The organism is Helicobacter pametensis ATCC 51478, assembly GCF_000518225.1.
Lineage (GTDB): Bacteria > Campylobacterota > Campylobacteria > Campylobacterales > Helicobacteraceae > Helicobacter_G > Helicobacter_G pametensis.
Window position 1 is genome coordinate 60,278 of the sequence record NZ_JADE01000006.1, and the last position, 19,420, is coordinate 79,697.

General features: G+C 40.8%; 17 protein-coding genes. 11 read left to right on the forward strand and 6 right to left on the reverse strand.

Going from position 1 to position 19,420, the window contains the following annotated elements; all coding sequences use genetic code 11:
- Positions 1-10: 10 nt before the first annotated feature.
- Both T391_RS0100445 and T391_RS07455 read left to right on the forward strand, forming a co-directional pair.
- The gene (locus T391_RS0100445) at positions 11-850 is read left to right on the forward strand and encodes a TIGR00282 family metallophosphoesterase (RefSeq protein WP_034583261.1); all 840 of its coding nucleotides are present in this window, start codon (positions 11-13) and stop codon (positions 848-850) included.
- A 9-nt stretch (positions 851-859) separates the two neighbouring features.
- On the forward strand, positions 860-1,093 hold the full coding sequence (locus tag T391_RS07455) for a hypothetical protein (protein ID WP_034583264.1): 234 nt from the start codon (positions 860-862) through the stop codon (positions 1,091-1,093).
- On the opposite strand, the gene thrC is transcribed toward T391_RS07455, so the two are convergent.
- Positions 1,068-2,516: a threonine synthase gene (gene thrC, locus T391_RS07460; protein WP_084340078.1), complete on the reverse strand. Its 1,449-nt coding sequence runs from the start codon at positions 2,514-2,516 to the stop codon at positions 1,068-1,070. The two genes, T391_RS07455 and thrC, sit on opposite strands and share 26 nt — an antisense overlap.
- 502 nt (positions 2,517-3,018) lie before the next feature.
- On the opposite strand from thrC, the gene T391_RS0100465 reads away from it, so the two are divergent.
- The 7 genes from T391_RS0100465 (at position 3,019) to T391_RS0100495 (ending at position 9,530) form a co-directional block, all read left to right on the forward strand.
- Positions 3,019-3,519: a flavodoxin gene (locus tag T391_RS0100465; RefSeq protein ID WP_027326690.1), complete on the forward strand. Its 501-nt coding sequence runs from the start codon at positions 3,019-3,021 to the stop codon at positions 3,517-3,519.
- 86 nt (positions 3,520-3,605) lie between these two features.
- The gene (gene prfB / locus T391_RS0100470; RefSeq protein ID WP_027326691.1) at positions 3,606-4,694 is read left to right on the forward strand and encodes a peptide chain release factor 2; all 1,089 of its coding nucleotides are present in this window, start codon (positions 3,606-3,608) and stop codon (positions 4,692-4,694) included.
- Between the two features lie 22 nt (positions 4,695-4,716).
- A complete protein-coding gene (locus tag T391_RS0100475) occupies positions 4,717-5,991 on the forward strand; it encodes a peptidase U32 family protein (protein ID WP_027326692.1) in 1,275 nt (424 codons plus the stop codon).
- The gene (locus T391_RS0100480) at positions 5,992-6,969 is read left to right on the forward strand and encodes an HTH domain-containing protein (protein WP_027326693.1); all 978 of its coding nucleotides are present in this window, start codon (positions 5,992-5,994) and stop codon (positions 6,967-6,969) included.
- A 3-nt stretch (positions 6,970-6,972) separates the two neighbouring features.
- Positions 6,973-7,416 carry a DUF3972 domain-containing protein gene (locus T391_RS08340; RefSeq protein ID WP_051420490.1) on the forward strand — a complete coding sequence of 148 codons (444 nt, stop codon included), beginning with the start codon at positions 6,973-6,975 and terminating at the stop codon, positions 7,414-7,416.
- 9 nt (positions 7,417-7,425) lie between these two features.
- Positions 7,426-8,271, forward strand: a complete 846-nt coding sequence (locus T391_RS0100490) for a damage-control phosphatase ARMT1 family protein (RefSeq protein ID WP_027326694.1) — start codon at positions 7,426-7,428, stop codon at positions 8,269-8,271.
- A 65-nt stretch (positions 8,272-8,336) separates the two neighbouring features.
- Positions 8,337-9,530 carry an NAD(P)/FAD-dependent oxidoreductase gene (locus tag T391_RS0100495; protein ID WP_027326695.1) on the forward strand — a complete coding sequence of 398 codons (1,194 nt, stop codon included), beginning with the start codon at positions 8,337-8,339 and terminating at the stop codon, positions 9,528-9,530.
- 4 nt (positions 9,531-9,534) lie between these two features.
- Here the strand turns inward: T391_RS0100495 and T391_RS0100500 are convergent, their stop codons facing one another.
- From T391_RS0100500 to T391_RS0100520, 5 genes are all read right to left on the reverse strand, one after another.
- Positions 9,535-10,227, reverse strand: coding sequence for a hypothetical protein (locus tag T391_RS0100500; RefSeq protein ID WP_027326696.1), 693 nt, complete (start codon positions 10,225-10,227; stop codon positions 9,535-9,537).
- Between the two features lie 31 nt (positions 10,228-10,258).
- On the reverse strand, positions 10,259-11,179 hold the full coding sequence (locus T391_RS0100505) for an ArsA family ATPase (RefSeq protein ID WP_027326697.1): 921 nt from the start codon (positions 11,177-11,179) through the stop codon (positions 10,259-10,261).
- Positions 11,170-11,433, reverse strand: a complete 264-nt coding sequence (locus tag T391_RS0100510; protein WP_233709524.1) for a cory-CC-star protein — start codon at positions 11,431-11,433, stop codon at positions 11,170-11,172. Before T391_RS0100510 ends, T391_RS0100505 begins: the two co-directional genes overlap by 10 nt.
- Positions 11,426-13,111, reverse strand: a complete 1,686-nt coding sequence (locus T391_RS0100515; protein WP_027326699.1) for a carbon starvation CstA family protein — start codon at positions 13,109-13,111, stop codon at positions 11,426-11,428. Before T391_RS0100515 ends, T391_RS0100510 begins: the two co-directional genes overlap by 8 nt.
- Before the next feature lie 89 nt (positions 13,112-13,200).
- Positions 13,201-15,828 (reverse strand): FtsK/SpoIIIE family DNA translocase, encoded by a 2,628-nt coding sequence (locus T391_RS0100520; RefSeq protein WP_084340071.1) that lies wholly within the window; start codon positions 15,826-15,828, stop codon positions 13,201-13,203.
- A gap of 436 nt (positions 15,829-16,264) precedes the next feature.
- Between T391_RS0100520 and T391_RS0100530 the strand changes: the two genes are divergently transcribed.
- Together T391_RS0100530 and T391_RS0100535 are read left to right on the forward strand one after the other, a co-directional pair.
- Positions 16,265-16,837: a hypothetical protein gene (locus T391_RS0100530; RefSeq protein WP_027326701.1), complete on the forward strand. Its 573-nt coding sequence runs from the start codon at positions 16,265-16,267 to the stop codon at positions 16,835-16,837.
- 11 nt (positions 16,838-16,848) lie between these two features.
- The gene (locus T391_RS0100535) at positions 16,849-19,413 is read left to right on the forward strand and encodes a molybdopterin guanine dinucleotide-containing S/N-oxide reductase (protein WP_034583274.1); all 2,565 of its coding nucleotides are present in this window, start codon (positions 16,849-16,851) and stop codon (positions 19,411-19,413) included.
- The last annotated feature ends 7 nt before the right edge of the window (positions 19,414-19,420 follow it).

The following is a 19,420-nucleotide window of genomic DNA, read 5'->3' on the forward strand; positions in this document are numbered from 1 at the left end:
GATCTCCCCTATGCTAAAAATTGGAATCATTGGTGATATCGTCGGGAGAAATGCCCGTCAGTTGATTCTTAGAATCCTACCTCAGGTCAGAAAAGAACATAAACTTGATTTTGTTGTTGCAAATGCAGAAAATGCCTCCCATGGATTTGGATTGAGTATCGCTCATGCTAAGGACTTGCTTTGTGGAGGGATTGATGTCTTGACTGGAGGGAATCATAGTTTTGACAAAAAGGAGATCTGTTCTCTTTTAGCAGATTCTCATTTGCAAGAACAAAATCCAATTTTGCGCCCTCATAATTGCTCCAAAGAGCTAGAGGGGAGCGGCTTATATATCAGTGAAGTGAGAGGAGAGAGACTTGCTATCCTCAACCTCATGGGGCATTTTGGTATGCCTCATTGTGATAATGTATTTGTATGTGCACGAGATGAAGTGCAGAGACTGCATGAGCGTGGTGTGTCTAATATTGTGATTGACATCCATGCAGAAGCCACAAGCGAAAAACGCACACTTTTTGAGATGCTCAAAGGAGATGTAAGCGCGATATGTGGGACACATACCCATATTGGCACAGATGATTTGATGATCGAAAATGGAAGTGCTTATGTGAGCGATGTGGGGATGTGTGGGGCTTTGGATAGTGTGATTGGGATGGAGAGTGATGCTCCGATCAAGAGGGGATTGAGTGGGATGGGTCATATAAGATTTGAGGTGAGCAAGAGTGAGAGGACGATTTTTCAGATGATCATTATAAGCTTAGAGCAGGGAAGGGCAATAGAGGCCTATAAGATCCGCTATGTGCAGACTTTGGGTTGGCTGCCCACTCTTGAGGCGATTTGTATCCCTTCATAAGGAGCAACGATGAGCAAAAAGCCATGTATTTTTTGTATCAAATTTAAGCTCAACAAGATCAACTTACTTTTGATTGTATTGATGTGCTTGGTGATGTATTGGGTGAATCAGTATCAAATGCGCCAAATTGACTTAGCACAAACAACCAATGTGACACAAGACAAAGCAAGATCAATGGAGTCAAAAGATCAGAGGCTCCAAGCCCCCCCCCCCTCAATCACTGATCAAAAAGCCATTGAGTGATAAGAGCTGAGATGGTATCTGGCATAGCAGGTTCTCCCACACGCTCATATTTATCAAAAAGAGATCGGATCTGAGGGTGGATGGGCAAATGGAATCTTGAAGAAATCCACTCAAGTGATTGTGCATCATCTAGGGTCTGATCACTGAGGGCATAGGTGATCGTTGGACTAAACTTGCTCCATTCAGCAGTAGAGTTGATGAGGATTGGAGAATCTTTTGGAAGTGTTTGTGCGATTGCATAGGCATTGGCAGTGTGTGGATCGATGATCTTCCCTATGTGAGAGAGAGATCGGATCATCTCTAGGCATTGCTCATCACTGCAAAAGCCCGCATCAAAGTGCTTTTTGAGTTGAGTAAGCTCAACCTGTGTGAGTGCATAATGCTTAGATGTGTCAAGAGAATGCATCCAAGATCTAGTGCGCTCTTCTCCAAAAAGTGCAAAAAGCACTCGCTCGATATTGGAGCTTTTGAGGATATCCATGGCTGGAGAGTAGGTTTTGAGCAGTGAGCGATGAGAAATATCATATACACCGCTTTGGATGAATTCTGTGAGGATGTTGTTGGGATTGCTTGCGATGATGATTTTATGCAATGGGATTCCCATCAGCTTGGCATAAAATGCTCCCAACGCATTCCCAAAGTTTCCACTAGGGATGACACTATAGATCTCTTCCCCAAGTGTGATCACTTGGCGTCGCACAAGGCTTAAATATCCCCAAATATGATAGATGATCTGAAATGCGATACGCCCAAAATTGACAGAATTGCTTGCTGAGACATGAAAACCTCTTGAAGTGAGATGATCTAGAAAATCTTGGTCTTGGAGGAGAGATTTGAGCGTGTATTGGGCATCATCAAAATTGCCAATGATGGGGATGACTTTGAGATTTGGCGCATCTTGAGTGCTCATCTGAAGGCGTTGCACATCACTCGTCCCTTTCGCTGGATAAAGACAAACGACAAAAATATTATTCAAACTTCTGAAGCTTTCAAGAGTTGCTGGACCCGTATCCCCGCTTGTGGCTGTGAGCAAAAGATATTTTTTATCTTGAGCATAGGTGGCAAACAAGCGTCCAAGGGGTTGGAGTGCCATATCCTTGAAAGCTCTAGATGGACCATGATAAAGCTCTTGAAGATAGAAATGATCATGTAGGTGTGTCACAGGTGCTGGATCTAGGGGATCATCAAAGCTTGCATAGCTTTTGAGTGCATCACTGACTCCATCAAGACTTAAGCCAAGATGGGCAAAGATGGTTTCTGTAAGCTGAGTGTAGCTAAGCACAAGAAGAGTATCCAAAGATGGGAGAGGAGGAAAATGAGCTAGAGTATAGAGTCCCCCATGGTTTGCCTTGGGATTCAAGATCACATCACCAAAGCCAATGGATGGCATATCACCTCCGCGTGTCTGAGTAAAAATCCGCATCAAAAATCCTTGCTTAAAATAATCGAAATGATAACCGATTGCATTCATTTTCTGACAAGGGAATGGAAGAGAAAGAGTCTCAACTGGATCCAAACCGCGATCCTTTGGCTCACAAAATAGCTGCAAAACACAAAAATATGAGATAATTTAAGCGAGTGTTGAAGAAGGACGCTTCCTTGTGAAAGGAGGTGGTGATATGGATTTGATTATCCATATCATAAAGCTCTTAGTAGTTTTACTAGAACTGCTAAGAGCCTTTCTTGAGCTAATCAAGCTCTATTAAAAACTTTGATTAGAGGCATTATACTCAATCTAGCCAAAGTTTAATAAATACTTTGACACTCACAATCATACAAGGAAGAAAGTCCAAGAATGGAAGCTAGATTGAGTGGAGAGTTTCTCCTGCCTCTCCTTGTATGAATTTGCTTGAAAAATAAATAAAAATCAAGATATTTTTTGGTAAATAGAAAGCGATGGGGGGTCAATGATCAAAGGAGTTATGATGAAAAAAATTGGGATTTTTTATGGAAGTGATGGAGGTAATACTCAAAGCGTATGCCAAAAGATTGCCAAAGAGTTTGGAGAAGAAAATGTGGCACTCTTTGATGTTGCCAAAACGAGCAAAGAGGAAATTTTAGGTTTTGATAACTTGATTCTTGCAAGTTCAACTTATGGAAGCGGAGAATTGCAGGATGATTGGGATGGAATGCTTGATCAATTGCAAGAGAGTGATTTCGCATCAAAGGTTGTCGCACTTGTGGGAGTAGGAGATCAAGATACCTATAGTGATACATTCTGTGATAGCTTGTATTTTTTGTATGAGAAGACAAAGCAGGCAAAAATCATCGGTCAAACAGAGGTTGAGGGCTATGAGTTTAGTGATAGCAAGGCTTTAGTCGATGGTAAATTCATCGGATTGGCATTGGATGAAGACAATCAAGATGATTTGACAGATGAGAGAATCCAAAAATGGGTAGAGATGATCAAACCTCTTTTTGCCTAATCACTCTCTAAGCTTCAAGACACAAACAATCAAGTTTTTAAATCTTGCTAAAATCCCAATTTGATTTTAAGATTGGATTGGGATTTATGGATAATTATGAATATTCAGAGCTTTTAAAAGAACTTGATGGCAAATGCCTCAACATAGAAAAAATCATCAAACCTCAAGAAATAGAAAAAGAACTTCAGCAAATCGCCGCAATCGAGCAAGATCCAAATTTTTGGAATGATGTCAAAAAGGCAGGAGAGATTGGCAAACAAAAATCAAAGCTTTCAAGGATGCTTCAGACCTATCAAAATGCGTGGCAAATGCTCAATGATGCCAAAGAACTCTTTGAGCTTGCTGAGAATGATGAGGAGATCCTCAATCAACTCTTTTCTCAAAGCAAAGAGCTGGAGAGTGCGATCAAGAAGGTCGAGATTGAAGTGATGCTTAGTGATGAGCATGATGCTTCCAACGCCATCATCACAATCCAGCCAGGGGCTGGGGGGACAGAAAGTCAGGATTGGGGTAGTATGCTCTATCGGATGTATTTAAGATGGGCAGAGAGACGGGGATTTAAGGTGGAATTGCTTGATTATCAGGATGGAGAAGAGGCGGGAATCAAGGGGGTGGCGTTTATCATCAAAGGCGAAAATGCCTATGGGTATATGAAGAGTGAGAATGGTGTGCATCGTTTGGTGAGAATCTCACCCTTTGATGCCAATGCCAAAAGACACACAAGTTTCTCAAGTGTGCAAGTGAGCCCTGAGCTTGATGACAATATCGACATCGTCATTGAGGACAAAGATATCAGAATCGATACCTATCGAGCCAGTGGGGCAGGGGGGCAACATGTCAATAAAACAGAATCAGCCATCAGGATCACCCATCTTCCTACAGGGATCGTGGTGCAGTGTCAAAATGATCGAAGCCAACACAAAAACAAAGCCACAGCCCTCAAAATGCTCAAAAGCAAACTCTATGAATTAGAAAAAGAGAAACAAAATGCCTCAAGCACAAGTCAAGAAAAAAGTGAAATTGGCTGGGGACATCAGATCAGAAGCTATGTGCTAGCTCCCTATCAGCAAATCAAAGATTTGCGAAGCAATCAAGCTTTCAGTAATGTAGAGGCGATTTTAGATGGGGATTTGGATGAGATGATTGAGGGAGTATTGGTCAGTGGAGCACAGTAAAAAATCTAAATTATTTTAAAGGATCAAAATGCAAAAAGCCCAACTTCTCTCTCCAGCGGGGAATCTTACAAAGCTCAAAATCGCCCTTTCTTATGGAGCAGATGCGGTGTATGGAGGGGTGAGTCATTTTTCACTAAGGAATCGAGCAGGGAAAGAATTTACGCTAGAGAGTTTCAAAGAAGGGATTGATTATGCGCATGAGCGGGGGAAAAAAGTCTATGCCACCATCAATGGATTCCCTTTCAACTCCCAACTAAAGCTTCTAGAAAATCACATCATCAAAATGGCTCAACTTGAGCCTGATGCTTTTATCATCGCTACCCCAGGGGTGGTGCGACTAGCAAGGAAACTAGCTCCTCATATCCCCATCCATCTCTCCACTCAAGCCAATGTGCTCAATGTACTTGATGCAGAGGTGTTTTATGAGCTTGGAGTGAAAAGAATCGTAGCAGCAAGAGAGATGAGCCTCTCTGATGCGATTGAGGTCAAAAAGCATTTGCCTGATTTGGAACTTGAAATCTTTGTGCATGGGAGCATGTGCTTTGCATTTTCTGGGCGATGTCTGATCTCTGCCCTTCAAAATGGACGCGTTCCTAATCGTGGGAGTTGTGCCAATGATTGCAGGTTTGATTATGAGTATTATGTGAGGAATCCTGATAATGGCGTGATGATGCGATTACATGAAGAAGAAGGAGTGGGGACACATATTTTCAATGCCAAAGATCTCAATCTTGCTTCTCATCTCTCTGAGATTCTCTCAAGTGGGGCTATTGATGCGCTTAAAATTGAGGGACGCACCAAATCAAACTACTATGCTGGAATCACGGCACGCACTTATAGAATGGCAGTCGATGACTTTTATGCCAAGCGTTACAATTCACTCAAATATCAAGAGGAGCTCAATACGCTCAAAAATCGTGGATTTACAGATGGATACATTATGCATAGACCCTATGAGAGGGGAGATACACAAAACCATCAAACAGCCATCAGCGAGGGAAGTTATCAGGTCAATGCTGAAGTGAGTGAGTGTGGGCGATATTTTTCTTGTCGCCATACCATTAGGGTGGGAGAGAGCAAAGAGCTTGTGATGCCCCTAGAGAGTAAGGTGGAATGTGTGGACAATGAGAGGGGTAGAATCTATATGCAAGATGGAAAATATTTTGTGAGATTTAAAAAACTTGAGCTTGAACATGGAGAGGAATTGGATGAAATCCATAGTGGCAATCTCAATCGAGTCGCCCTCCCTGCACCACTCCCGCCCTTTAGCTTTTTAAGGGAAGAGATTGGAGGGTAAATGGCAAAAGAATATACATTTTTGGATTTGGCAGAAGAGGTTTTAAAAGAAGCGAAATTTCCTTTAACTTACGGAGAGATTTGGAAAAAGGCTTGTGAGCTTGGGTTAGATAAAAAACTTCAAAGTATTGGAAAAACTCCTGAACGATCATTAAGTGCTGCATTAGGCAACGATGCTAAAAAATTAAACTCTAGAGTCGCAATTGTTTCAAAGCAGCCTAGAGTTTTTTGGCTCAAATCACGCAAAGAGGAGTTAGATTCTAAAGAACTTCAGAAAAATATCCAAATCCAAATCCAAAAAGAAGAAAAAGTAAAAGAAAAAAATTATCATGAGCGTGATTTGCATCCCTTGCTTGTGAAATTTTTAAAAGAAAGTGAAGAATTTGATTTGTATTGCAAAACAATTTATCACGAAGAAAGTAAAAAACAAAAAAGTGGGAAAAATCGCTGGATTCACCCTGATATTGTGGGGGTACATTTTCCTTTTGGATTTCAAAAGCAAACGATAGAGTTGCTCAAAAATTTTGCCCAAACACCCTATGAGCTTTATAGTTTTGAGCTAAAAATCCGAATCGATTTTTCAAACTTAAGAGAGTGTTATTTCCAAGCAGTGAGTAATTCAAGTTGGGCAAATGAGGGGTATTTGGTGGTTTTGGAATGCGATGAGAGTAAAGAGTTTATAGATGAGCTTTGGAGATTGAATCATACTTTTGGAATTGGAGTGATTAAACTTAGTGCTAATAATTTGCTTGATTCTGAAATTTTAATCCCCGCTGATGAAAAAGAACATTTGGATTTTGAAACCATTGATTTGCTTGTAGGGGAAAATCGAAATTTTAAAGATTTTGTTGAATCTATCAATCGCAACATTGAGCTTTCAAATTCCAAGTATGATTTCAAGATTGACAAACATAATTTTGATGAAGTATTGGATGATACAAAGATGAAGAAGTATATCAAGGATAAAAAGATTGGATAGCGTATGCAGTGGCAGGATTTAGAGAGTTTTATTGCAGATACTTCATATACCAAAGCTCAGATCGCACGACTTGTCAAAAGTGGTGAGATTGAGGTGAAAAATGAAGAAGGGATGCTCTATCTCCGCCATAGAGAATCTCTCCCCTCCATTGCCACTCAAATGGAGGTCACCCCATCCAAAGATCCTTCTTTGATGATGCAAGAAGTGCTTCAAAAAGTGCTTGATATTCACTCCAAATTTGCTCTTGCTAAAGATGAGATGATTGCAAGTCTAAAGAGTGAGAATGAATTCCTTAAAAGCACGATTTTGGCGATGCAGGAGGCCTATATGCAAGATAAGCAGATGTTGGACTTTTTGCGTCAAGAAGTGCAGGCTAGCAAGCAAGAGCTTGAAGAGATGAAGAAAAAATACAAACTTATGTGGGATAGGGTGCGTCAGTCCCAATAAGTGTGAATCATGAAAGCCCAACAAGAATGCTTTACTTGCTTACAAAATCAAGTCATGGCCAAAGGAGTGCCACTTGCTTGGTATCAACAACGACTCGATTTGATTCCTAAAGACTCAAAAGGAGCAAGTCTAGATCTCACACCCCCACAAATTGCTATTGATCTTTATGCCAAGATGGCTTGCGATCTTGGAGTGAGTGATCCTTTTGCAGAGATCAAGAGACATAGTATCCATAAGGCGCATCAGATGCTTGAGGGGCTTGAATGGAGAGATTTGGATCTTCAGGAAGCGCTTAGATTGAGTGCTTTTGGCAATGTGATTGACTATGGCTCAGCAAGTCAGTTTTGTATCCATGATTTTGATTTTGCCCAAGAATTTAAAAAGCTTGATTTTGCTTGCTTTGAGCTAGAAGCTTTTATCACAAAACTTCAAGAGGCTAGGATATTTGTCATGCTTGGAGATAATGCAGGTGAAAATCTTTTTGATGAAATTTTGTTAAGAGTTTTGTCAAGAGATTTTCCTCAACTTGTACTTTATTATTTTGTGAGAGGAGGACCCATCATCAATGACATCACCCTAAAAGATCTCAGGGAATATAAGCAATGTGCGGGGATCTTTGAAGTTGCAAGTGTCGTGGATAGTGGAGTGAGAAGTCCTGGATTTGTGTATGAGGATGCAAGTTTGGAGGCTAGAAGACTCTTTGATGAGGCTGATGTGATTTTGAGCAAAGGAATGGGGAACTTTGAATGCCTAAATGAACGCACAGATAAAAGAGTGATGTATCTCTTAAAAATCAAATGCCAAGTTGTTGCTCATTGTTTAAATTTGCCTTTAGGAAAGATGGTTTTTCGATAAAATTTGATCTTCTTTTGTGATAAAAATATTATTTACTTTTTCATTTCAATTCTGAGGAAATTCAAATGAATATTTTGATTGTTGGAGGAGGATATGGAGGGCTTAAGGCTGCTCTCACTCTTCAGAAAAGACATACAAATGCCAAAGTAACTCTTTTGAGCAAGCATGACTATCATTATCAGACGACATTGTTGCATAAGGTTGCTGTGGGGACGCTAAGTGAGCGAAAGGCAAAGATTTATTATCGCACTTTGCTTGATCGCGTCGAATTTATCAAAGATAAGGTGATGGAGATTTGCCCTGAGCAAAATAAGGTAGTGGGGAAGCTTCAAGAATATCATTATGATATTTTGGTGATCGCACTTGGATTCAAGCCTGATGATTTTGGAATCAAAGGAGTGAGGGAGCATGCGTTTAAGCTTTCATCTCTCAATGCTTCTTTGGTTTTGAGTAAGCATATCGAGTGGAAATTCAAAGATTATCACCTCACTAAAAATCCCCATGATCTTTCATTTGTCATTTGTGGGAGTGGTTTGACGGGGATTGAATTTACAGCAGAGCTCGCTCATGATCTCAAAAGGCTTTGCCGTATCTATGGTATCAGAAGAGAAGAAGTCAGTGTGACTTGTATTGGAAGATCGGCTCAGGTTTTGCCTGTTTTTGATCCTAAGCTCAGTCAAAAAGCACAAAAGAAATTAGAAGATTTGGGTGTGAATGTTTTAAATGGTGTGAGTGTGAAAGAATGTCAAAAAGATGGAGTGATCGTTGTCGAAAATGGAGAGGAGAGAAAGATTTTTGCCAATACCGTGCTTTGGAGTGCGGGAGTGAAGGGTAATGATAGTATCGAGTATTTCTCCAAAATGACAAGTCACAAGGGGCGACTTAAAGTTGATTCTAAACTCAAGAGTGAGGATTATTCCAATATTTATGTGGTGGGAGATTGTGCGATTTATGCTCAACGAGATGTGGTCTATGTCCCCACAGCACAGCTTGCGACACAAATGGGAGAATATGTGGGGAATCTGCTTGCTGATATGGCTGAAGGCAAAATCGATCACAAAGATTTTGAATTTATCAATCGTGGATCTGTCTGCTCTATCGGTCACCTAGATGGTGTGGGTGTAGTTTTTGGATACAAAATCAGCGATGGTGTGAGCGCATTTTTTAAGAATCTGATTGAAAATCGATGGTTGTTTGGAATTGGGGGATTGAAAATGGTCTTCAAAAAGGGGCAATTTCGTTATCGCAGTAGTGACTAGGTCACTAGAAGCGATAAGTGTAGGAAAAATTCAAATAATCTTTGAAAGTATATTTTGTCTTGAAGGGGATATTGGCGATGAAGTATTCTTCAAGAGATGAGTTGAAAGATCCGATAAATCGATAGTTTAAACTCATCTGGTGATGTCCATAATAGTAGTGGATTCCAAGGATTGGATAGAGATTGTGTTGAAAAAGATTGGGGATAGAATAGGCTGTGTCATTGATCTTTGCTTCTCGTGCATGATAGATTTCAAAGTTGTATCCAAGTCCAGCACTGATTCCCAAGACATGCTCTCCCTCTTGCCAAAAATCCCACAAGATATCTAGCTCTGTCCCTACCCAAAAAGGAAGTGCAAAAGTTTGGATCATTTGGTTTGCTACTGTGAGTTCTCCAGTGATGGGCGTCCCATCATGGATGCTCAATAGTGCTCTGATCCCAAAATCATCATCAAAATAATGCTGATATCCTCCATAAAGCCCACCCATCAAAGAAAAGATAGATGAGGTTTGGCTGTGATTTTCCTCATGAGTACTTGATGAGCCAATAAGTGCTTCAATCCCTATAAGAAAGCCAGATTTGATTTGAGCCTTGCTTAATGACTGCTGTGTTTGTTGATTTTCTTCTTTAGGAGTTTGCTCTTCTTGGGCAATCATAGAAGAAAGCAAAGCAAGTATAATCCATAGAGTTTTTTTCATATTTTAATCCTTAAAAATAAAAATTTTAGCATTAGCTTATAGAGATATGAGAGAGAAGAGAGAGGATTTGCTCTTCCTTGGTGATATCTTTATCAAGATAGGGGATTTTCCAGTGAATAAAAGCTGAGAAGTCTTGATAAATTTTTTCAAGATAATGGGCTTGAATAGCGTAGCGTTTTTGCAAAAAAGAATCAGAACTTGATGGGAAGATTTTGTTGATCGCAAGGGCATAAATATGAATCTTGTCTCGTTGAAGTTCAAGAAGTGCTCGTTTTGTTTCATTGATTGATAGAAGATCGGGGTTGAGTGTAAAAATAATAGAGGTCTTTTGTGGATTTGTAAGGATGGATTGAAATTGATGGTAAAGCTTATAGCGCTCTTCTAGGCGCTGAATGATTGAGTGATTTTCAAGTGAGGGGGATCCTAAAATGTCATACAAATAAGAGTTTTTCTTCTGATAGCCTAGGAGAGTTTTGCTCCAAGTTTTGAGCGTTTGAGCTAGAGTGAAAAATCTCAATGTATGGCCAGTTGGAGCTGTATCTATTACAATATGATCCCACTGATCTTGATCTAGAGCAATGATTCTAACAAGAGAATCAAAAAGAGCAGATTCCTGTGTCATTCCATTTTCTGAAGCACTTTTGTAGTATCGATCAATCATCTCATAGTGATGTGCGCCGATGAGCTTTTTAGCATCTTTAGCGATGTTTTGAGTGTAGGTGATGACTTCTTGCTTGGGATCGATTTGACGCAAAAATAAACAAGGATTGATCCAAATGCTAGATTGAGAATAGGGAAGATTGAAAATATCGCTTAGGTTGTGTGCGGGATCTGTGGAGATTAGTAGAGTTTTTTTATTTTTGAGTGAGAGGTGTAGGGCAAGTGAGCTAGAAATCGTGCTTTTACCCACCCCTCCTTTTCCACCGACAAAGATGATTTGATTTAACAGCATGCGCAAGGGAAAAAATCAAATGGAGATTTCTCAAATCCAGCTTTTTTGTGCCATTGATGAAATTTGGGCATCAGATCAGGGATGAGCTCAAGCATATAGAACTCATAGGGATTGGCTATCCCCATTGTTTCAGAGAAAGCCAAAAGCATAAAAAATGCTTCAAGATCTTCTTGTTCTTTTTTGAGTGTGTGCTTGTAGCTCACTTCATAATAGCTTTGAAGAAGTGAGCTAGATTTTTTCAAAAAATTAAGCACGATGTTGTCTGAGAATCTTTGAAATGCAAGAGAGAGCTGAAAGCACAACAGCAATCGTGACAATAATGACAACAAAGCTGATTCCAAACAAAAGATAATTTTCTGCTTTGAAGTAATCACCTAGTTTGATCAATGCACCCCAAAAAGACATCGTGAGAATAAAAGTCATAGGAATGAGCACAACTAAAGAGCCTTTGATCCTATTATTTTGAATCAAAATCACAGCAATTGTCAAAAGAGTGAGTGAGGCTAGGATCTGGTTTGTAGCACCAAAGAGTGGCCAGATCACAACTTCATTTTTTCCTCCTTCACCCAAACCGCTCCAAGAGAGTGCGAAGCAGAGACCCACAGCGATGAGGGTCGAAATCCATTTGTTTTTGAGTGGATGGATTTGATAGAGTTCTCCCCACTCTTGCACGATATAGCGTTGGAGTCTGATCCCTGCATCCATCGTCGTGGCTGCAAAAAGAATGATCATAAGAGACAAGAGAGTTTGCCCTATATTTTGAGGGATTCCAAGCCCAGAGTGCAAAATCGCAGCTCCTCCTGTGGAGAAATTTGATGCACCTCCTTTATAAAGTGATGCCCAAGTTTCTGGTGAGAGATCGGCATTGATAAGTCCAAGTCCTGCAATACAGGCAATGATGGTGGCAAGCGCAAGAGAGCCCTCTCCAAGTGCTCCAAGATAGCCTACAAACCTTACATCTTTTTCATTATCAATTTGCTTAGATGTTGTCCCTGAAGCAACAATTCCATGAAAACCACTAATAGCTCCACAAGCCACAGTAATAAACAGCACAGGAATCAAAATCTTCCATCCTCCCTCTTCGCTGACCGCTGGGATAACTTCTGGAGCGACGACAGCTGGGGCGACTAGGAAGATGGATCCATATAGAAGAGCTAGTCCGATAAAGAGCTGGATTCCATTGATATAGTCGCGTGGTTGCAAAAGAAGCCAAACAGGCATGATAGAGGCAACGCCCGCATAGATGAAGAGGATGATGATCCACTGCTGATAGGCATTTAGGCCTAGAAATTCTGAGGGTAAGTTGATGGGAATGATACTTCCTAGAGGGATGAGTGCATAGAGGGCGACAACGCCAATGAGAGTGACAATCCCAAGATTGAGTTTGAATCGATAGATTGCAATTCCCATAAAAACAGCGACAAACACAGCACCCCAAGCAGGAATGATCGTGGATGGATAAGAAACAGATTCATTGGCGATAATGACACCAAAGGCACTATTCACCATCAGCAAAACTAAAAAAATCACAATCATAAAAAGTTGGCCAACTTTGGATCCAACAATCATGCGACAAACACCTCCGATGGATTGACCTCGATGTCGCACACTTGCCCAAAGTGCACTCATATCATGGATTCCTGCAAAGAAAACTGTCCCAAGCACAACCCAGAAGAAAGCAGGCATCCATCCCCATTGCACAGCGATTGCTGGCCCGACGATTGGAGCAGCTCCAGCAACAGCTGTAAAATGATGACCCCATAGGACAAATTTGTTGGTAGGGATATAGTCGATGTCATCACGCATGGTATGTGCGGGGGTTTGAAAACTTGAGGAGAGTTTGAGAATCTTTTGGGCAACAAACCTAGAATACACAAACCATCCAAAGCAAAAAGCAATGATTCCAATAAGCAGAAGAACAAGAGCATTCATGACCATTTACCTTTTAGTTAAAAATTTTTATATATTAGCAAATTTTGCGATGTCTTGCCTCTCTGAACCTGGGGGCTATAGATGAGGGTTTAGAGAATCTGGCGGTTTCCTTTGGCATCAGGTTCAGATAAAAAGCCAATTTGCTCAAGAGTTTCAATCAAGGTGGCTGCTTTGTTGTAGCCGATACTCAATCTTCTTTGGAGATAGCTGATTGAGGTTTTGCCATCTTGGATGATGATTTGTTTTGCTTTCTCAAGGAGTTGTGCTGTTTCAGGATCGAGATCTTGGCAATCCATCGCCCCAAAGCTCTCTTTGTCTTCAGGCAAAAAGCTGACATCATACATCGTCCCTCGCTGATCTTTGATGTAGCTTACGATCTCATTGACTTCATCTTCACTGCTCCATGGGGCATGAAGTCTCACAAGTCCGCTAACCCCTGGGGGAGTAAAAAGCATATCCCCCCTTCCAAGCAATGTCTCAGCCCCCGCACAGCCAATGATTCCCGCATCAATCTTAGATCCAACTTTGAAACTAAGATGAGCAGGAAGATTGGTTTTGATTTGACCGATTAGAATGTCTGCTCTTGGACTTTGGGTGGCCACAATGAGATGCATCCCAGAAGCTCTCCCCATAGCACTGATTCTGCCCAAAGAATATTCGACTTCTTTACCAGCTGTGACAATCAAATCTGCCAATTCATCGATGATGATGACAAAGTAGGGGAATTTTTCTAGCCCTAGCTCTTCTGCTTTTTGATTGTAGCTGATGATTTCTTTGGTGCGTGATTGACTCATCAAAGTATAGCGACGCTCCATCTCGCGCACAGCATTTGCTAGTCCAATCACTGCTTTTTTGGGATCTGTGATGATGGGTGTGATAAGATGAGGTAGATCACTATAGGGCATAAATTCCACCATTTTAGGATCCACCATCATAAGTTTCAAATCATCAGGAGAGTTGCGATAGAGGAGGGAGAGAATCATCGCATTCACTCCCACACTTTTTCCACTTCCTGTGGTTCCAGCGATCAAAAGATGGGGGAGTTTTTTGAGATCTGTGATGAAGGGATTGCCCACTACATCTTTGCCAAGAGCAAGTGTGAGGGGTGAGGAGGAGTTTTGAAAAATTTCAGATTCAAAGATCTCTCTTAGATAAATAGTTTGCGTACTTGAGTTTGGGATCTCAATGCCTACGACATTTTTCCCAGGGATTGGGGCTTGGATGCGGATGGATTTGGCCTCCAATGCCATTGCGATGTCATTTTCCAAGCTTTGGATTCTGCTGACTTTGACATTGGGTGCAGGACGAAATTCAAGGGTTGTGATGATGGGACCAGAATATGTGCGTATCACATCTCCTTCAATTTTGAAGACAGAGAGCTTTTCAAGCAGGCTTTGAATCTTGGAATCAATCTCATTTTCATCAATCTCATTGTTTTGCCTTGGTGCTTCAGAAAGAAGAGAGATTGGAGGAAGTTTGTAATCTTTTGGCACAAAGATATCTCCCTGATCAATTTCTTTCAATAATGCTTCATTTTCTTCTAGTGTTTTGATGTGTGTGATTTTTGATTTGCTCAAATGAGGAGGGGTCGATGGATAGGTGCTAGAAGGGTGTGAGAGAGTCTCAGTCATCAAAATTTGGGGTATATTGAGTTCTTGTGGAGTTTCAAATGGAGGTAGCTCTGCTTTGAGGGGTGAGGGATGGATGGGCTCTGTGGATGTCAAATCCAGCGACTCTGGCGACTCCAGTGGCTTGAGGGATTGTGAGATAGTGGTTTCTTGAGGGGGTTGGGTCGTTTGTGCTAGATGAGAAGGAGGGGTTGATGTCTCTTGTTGTGAGGGAGTAGATTTGATGTTGTGTTGGGCTAGAGAGGGGTGGAGATCTTGGTTTTTGATCCTTTTGAGTAGCTCTGCACTTGTGCTGATTCCTTGGGAATGAATAGGAAAGTTGTCCTTGAGAAATGGATTTTCTTTGATAGGTTTGATTTCATCAACGACGCGGATATGAGAGCGCTTTTCTTCATTTCGTGTAGCAACGATATATTCTTGAATATTGATTTTGTCATCTTTTTTAAACACAAATTTCTCCTTTTTTGCTTGAGTGGTTTTGGGAATCTCTGGGATGAATGGAAGTGTATGTTGGGTTTGATGAGCTGCTGTGGATTGCTCTGGCAAGAGATCCTTGAGATCGATGTGTCTAGGAAGTTCTTCAAGTGGGGATTTTTCTTTGGTGTATATTTTGGTTTTGATGGTGGTGATTTGGCGCTGGAGAGATGCAAAGAAAGATTTGGAAAATCTAGCAAGATGGCAAGTTAGCTTTGAAGTGATGGACTTGAGAGAGAGGATGAGTTGAGCAAATCGATGAGAAAAATTGATCATTTGAAGAATCTGAAAAATATCAGCATTACTGATAGAGATCAGACACATCCCTATCCCAAGCAGAGAGAGAACCCAGATGCCAAAAAGTCCCAAATAAGGTTTGAGATACTCAATAATGGCTTGACCAAAGATTCCAAGCCCAAATATTGAGGTTTGCAAAACTAAAAGGAGCAAAAAAAATAAAGTCCAAGCCAAACAAAGCTCGGCATAGCGCCATGTCAATTTTTTGGTCTTATAAAGGATGTAGCCAAGATATAAAAAACACGGGGGATAAAAGTAGGAGAGGATTCCAAAAAGTGTAAAGTTGATATTAAAAAAGGCATTGCCAAAAGAACCCATCAAACCAAAAGTTCCAAAGATCAGAACAGATTCCATAAAAAGAATAACAATAGCAAAGAGTAGGAAAAGCTGTTTGATGATCTGGCCTTTGTGTTGGGATGAAAGATTTTGAATTGGTCATTATACAGTTTGTGATCTATTTCGTCTATGCATAGCAATATCTTGATATGTGATCATTGAGCAGGTTTTGATGGAGGCTTATGGGGAAGTGCTTCAAAAAGTATCAAAGAGCCAAAGTCCCCATAAAATCGAGATTCTAAAATTTAACAAAAGAGATTTTTCATTAAAAAGTAAATTTTTTACTTATCTACTGTTTCGTTATGTTTAGATTTGTATAGCGACATCGTTTTGCATTTTATGTGCGTTTTATAGAATCTCATTTTAAAGATTTGATGAAAGTCAAATCCACCAAATCTACCCCCCAAAGGAGTTTTTAATGTTCTCTAGAATATTTGCATTTATTGCAGCAATGGGCTCTCTAGCCTTTGCTCAAACCCAATATGCAACCACAGTCAAACCACTTTATGCTGATGCAAAGAGTGAAAAAGTGATTGGGAAATTGCTTCCAACGGCAAAAGTTGAAGTGCTAAAAACCGATGGAAAGAGAGTTTTGATTTCTATTGAAGGTTTCCAAGAAGAAGCAAAGCCAGCCATTTATTTTGTAGCAGGTAAACGAATCTTAAATGCTGGATTTGATGGGAAGGCAGGAGTCAAATTTGAAAAACTTGATTCTCAAGAAATAGATGAAAAAATATACAACAAAGTCAAGGTTCAAGTTTGGACAGATAATGCAGATTTGGTCAATGATGTCGAGGCCTTGTATGCACAAGCCAAAGATATGTATGAGCAAAACTGCTCTATGTGCCATGGTCTTCATCCAGTTAAGGAATTCACAGCCAATCAATGGCCAAGTATGTTTAAAGCGATGGCAGGAAGAACAGGGATTGAGAAAAAAGATTATTTTCTAGTGATTCAATATCTTCAAAAGAATGCAAAAGATATGCAATAAGGAGAAAAAACATGAAAACACAAATCAATCACAATAGAAGGAATTTACTCAAATATGCAGGACTCTTTGCCTCTATCCCATTTGTGAGCCAACTGACAGACAAAAGCACGCTTCTAGCCGCAGGAGCCAATAAATTTAGCACCGATCTTGTGCTCAATGGTGAGGTCTATACAGCAGCGCATTGGGGGATCATCAAGGTCAAGGTTAAAAATGGAAAAGCCGTGGTGAGCTCTGATGCTTTGAGTAATTCAGATTCGATTTATATGTCTGATGGCAAAGCTTTGAATTCTCTTGATATGAGAACAAGTGTGCCTGACCTTATCGATGGCAAAAGAGCAAACAGAATCAAAGCCCCAATGGTGAGAAAAAGCTATCTTGAGAAAAAGTCCAATCATAGAGAGCTCAGAGGAAATGATGAGTGGGTAGAAATTAGCTATGAGCAAGCCATCAAACTAGTCAGTGATGAGGTGAAAAGAATAAGGAAAGAAAAAGGAGCAAGTGGAATCTATGGAGGTTCTTATGGGTGGCAGAGTAGTGGAAAGCTCCATAGTGCTAGAACCTTGCTTCATCGATTCCTTACAATGGGCGGTGGGTTTGTAGGGGGGCTTGGAGATTATTCTACTGGTGCTGCTCAAGTGATTATGCCTCATGTGATGGGAACTTTGGAGGTATATGAGCAACAAACCTCTTGGCCCTTAGTGCTTGAGAATTCAAAGGTAGTAGTGATCTGGGGAGCCAACCCGCTTGCAACTCTCAAACTTGCTTATACAGCAGGAGATAGTAAAGGTTTGAAATATTTTGAAGAGCTCAAAAAGGCAGCCAAAGCCAAAAAAATCAAAGTTCTATGCATCGATCCTATGAAGAGCGAGACGATTCAGTTTTTTGAAGACTCAGCAGAGCAAATTTCCCTCACTCCCAACACCGATGTTGCTTTGATGCTTGGAATCATTCACACAATGCTTACAAGTGGAAAATATGACAAGGAATTTATCGAAACTTATACAGAGGGATTTGAAAAATTTGCAGAATATGTCCTAGGCAAAACAGATAAAACTCCAAAAGATGCCAAATGGGCTTCTAAAATCTCAGGAGTGAGTGAGAAGAAAATCAAAGAATTAGCAAAGCTTTTCTTTGAAAATCGCACAATGCTTATGATGGGATGGAATATCCAACGCCAGCATCATGGAGAGCAGGCACACTGGATGGCTGTGACTTTGGCTTCTATGATTGGGCAAATCGGACTTGCTGGTGGAGGATTTGGGATCAGCTATCACTATAGCAATGGCGGAAGCCCTACGACCAATGCCCCCGTTCTTGGCGGGATCAATGTAGGAAAGCCCATCAATGGTGAGAATTGGAAAAATCAAGAAGAGAAAGAAAAAAGTGGGGCAATTCCTGTAGCAAGAATTGCTGATTGTCTTCTTAATCCTGGAGCGAAACTCCAATACAATGGCCGTGAAATCACTTATCCTGAGATTGATATGATTTATTGGGTAGGTGGGAATCCTATGGTGCATCAACAAAATCTCAATAAATATGTCAAAGCTTGGAAGAAACCTAGCACTGTAGTTGTGCATGATATGTATTGGACACCAAGTGCCAAGATGGCAGACATCGTCTTCCCTATCGCAACACCTTATGAGCGAAACGATCTCACAATGACTGGAGACTATAGTAATCTCAATATTTGTCCTATGAAGCAAGTTGTTGAGAGAATGCCAAAGTCCAAAACTGATTATGAGGTATTTGCAGATTTGGCAAATGCTTGTGGGTTTGGTCAAGAGTTCAGTGAGGGTGGAAAAAGTGAAATGCAATGGCTAGAGGGCTTTTATACTCAGGCCTATAATCAAGCACAAAAAGCTGGAGTTTTGATGGCAGATGGCAATGAAATGCCTGATTTTGCAACCTTTTGGAAAAATAATAAACCTCTTACATTTGCCCCAACTCCAGAGGGTGAAACTTATGTGCGCCATGCAGAGTTTAGAGAAGATCCGATCCTCAATCCTTTGGGCACGCCAAGTGGAAAGATCGAGATCTATTCTGAAACGATTGCTAAGATGAACTATCAGGATTGCAAAGCTCATCCAATGTGGTTTGAGCCAATTGAGTGGCTAGGGATGAAAAATAAACCAGCAGAATTTGCACTCATTAGTCCCCACCCAATCAATCGTCTTCACTCTCAGCTTAGCAATACAAGTCTTAGAGATCAATATGCAGTGGCTGATCGTGAGCCTATTTGGATCAATCCAGTCGATGCCAAGAAAAAGGGAATCAAAAGTGGAGACTTGGTAAGAGTATTCAATGCGCGAGGTCAGGCTTTGGCAGGAGCTGTGGTGAGCGATGTGATGCCAAGAGGGGTAGTGAGAATCTTTGAGGGGGCTTGGTATGATCCAGAAGATGCGGGCAAAGAGGGCAGTATGTGCAAAAATGGATGCCCCAATATGCTCACACTTGATATCCCAACAAGTGAGCTGGCAGATGCCAATATCGCAAGCACTGCACTTGTCAATATCGAGAAATTTAAAGGCAAAGCACCCAAGCTTACAGCCTTTGAACCACCAAAAGGTGCAAAGTAACTCATCA

Bases quoted from the DNA above. Each gene is read 5' to 3' on its own strand.
- prfB (WP_027326691.1), top strand. From the start codon at position 3,606: ATGGATAATTATGAATATTCAGAGCTTTTAAAAGAACTTGATGGCAAA.
- T391_RS0100505 (WP_027326697.1), bottom strand. From the start codon at position 11,179: ATGCTGTTAAATCAAATCATCTTTGTCGGTGGAAAAGGAGGGGTGGGT.
- T391_RS0100535 (WP_034583274.1), top strand. From the start codon at position 16,849: ATGAAAACACAAATCAATCACAATAGAAGGAATTTACTCAAATATGCA.
- T391_RS0100490 (WP_027326694.1), top strand. From the start codon at position 7,426: ATGAAAGCCCAACAAGAATGCTTTACTTGCTTACAAAATCAAGTCATG.
- T391_RS0100480 (WP_027326693.1), top strand. From the start codon at position 5,992: ATGGCAAAAGAATATACATTTTTGGATTTGGCAGAAGAGGTTTTAAAA.
- T391_RS08340 (WP_051420490.1), top strand. From the start codon at position 6,973: ATGCAGTGGCAGGATTTAGAGAGTTTTATTGCAGATACTTCATATACC.
- T391_RS0100465 (WP_027326690.1), top strand. From the start codon at position 3,019: ATGAAAAAAATTGGGATTTTTTATGGAAGTGATGGAGGTAATACTCAA.
- T391_RS0100500 (WP_027326696.1), bottom strand. From the start codon at position 10,227: ATGAAAAAAACTCTATGGATTATACTTGCTTTGCTTTCTTCTATGATT.
- thrC (WP_084340078.1), bottom strand. From the start codon at position 2,516: ATGCGGATTTTTACTCAGACACGCGGAGGTGATATGCCATCCATTGGC.
- T391_RS0100530 (WP_027326701.1), top strand. From the start codon at position 16,265: ATGTTCTCTAGAATATTTGCATTTATTGCAGCAATGGGCTCTCTAGCC.
- T391_RS0100445 (WP_034583261.1), top strand. From the start codon at position 11: ATGCTAAAAATTGGAATCATTGGTGATATCGTCGGGAGAAATGCCCGT.
- T391_RS0100520 (WP_084340071.1), bottom strand. From the start codon at position 15,828: ATGGGTTCTTTTGGCAATGCCTTTTTTAATATCAACTTTACACTTTTT.
- T391_RS0100515 (WP_027326699.1), bottom strand. From the start codon at position 13,111: ATGAATGCTCTTGTTCTTCTGCTTATTGGAATCATTGCTTTTTGCTTT.
- T391_RS07455 (WP_034583264.1), top strand. From the start codon at position 860: ATGAGCAAAAAGCCATGTATTTTTTGTATCAAATTTAAGCTCAACAAG.
- T391_RS0100495 (WP_027326695.1), top strand. From the start codon at position 8,337: ATGAATATTTTGATTGTTGGAGGAGGATATGGAGGGCTTAAGGCTGCT.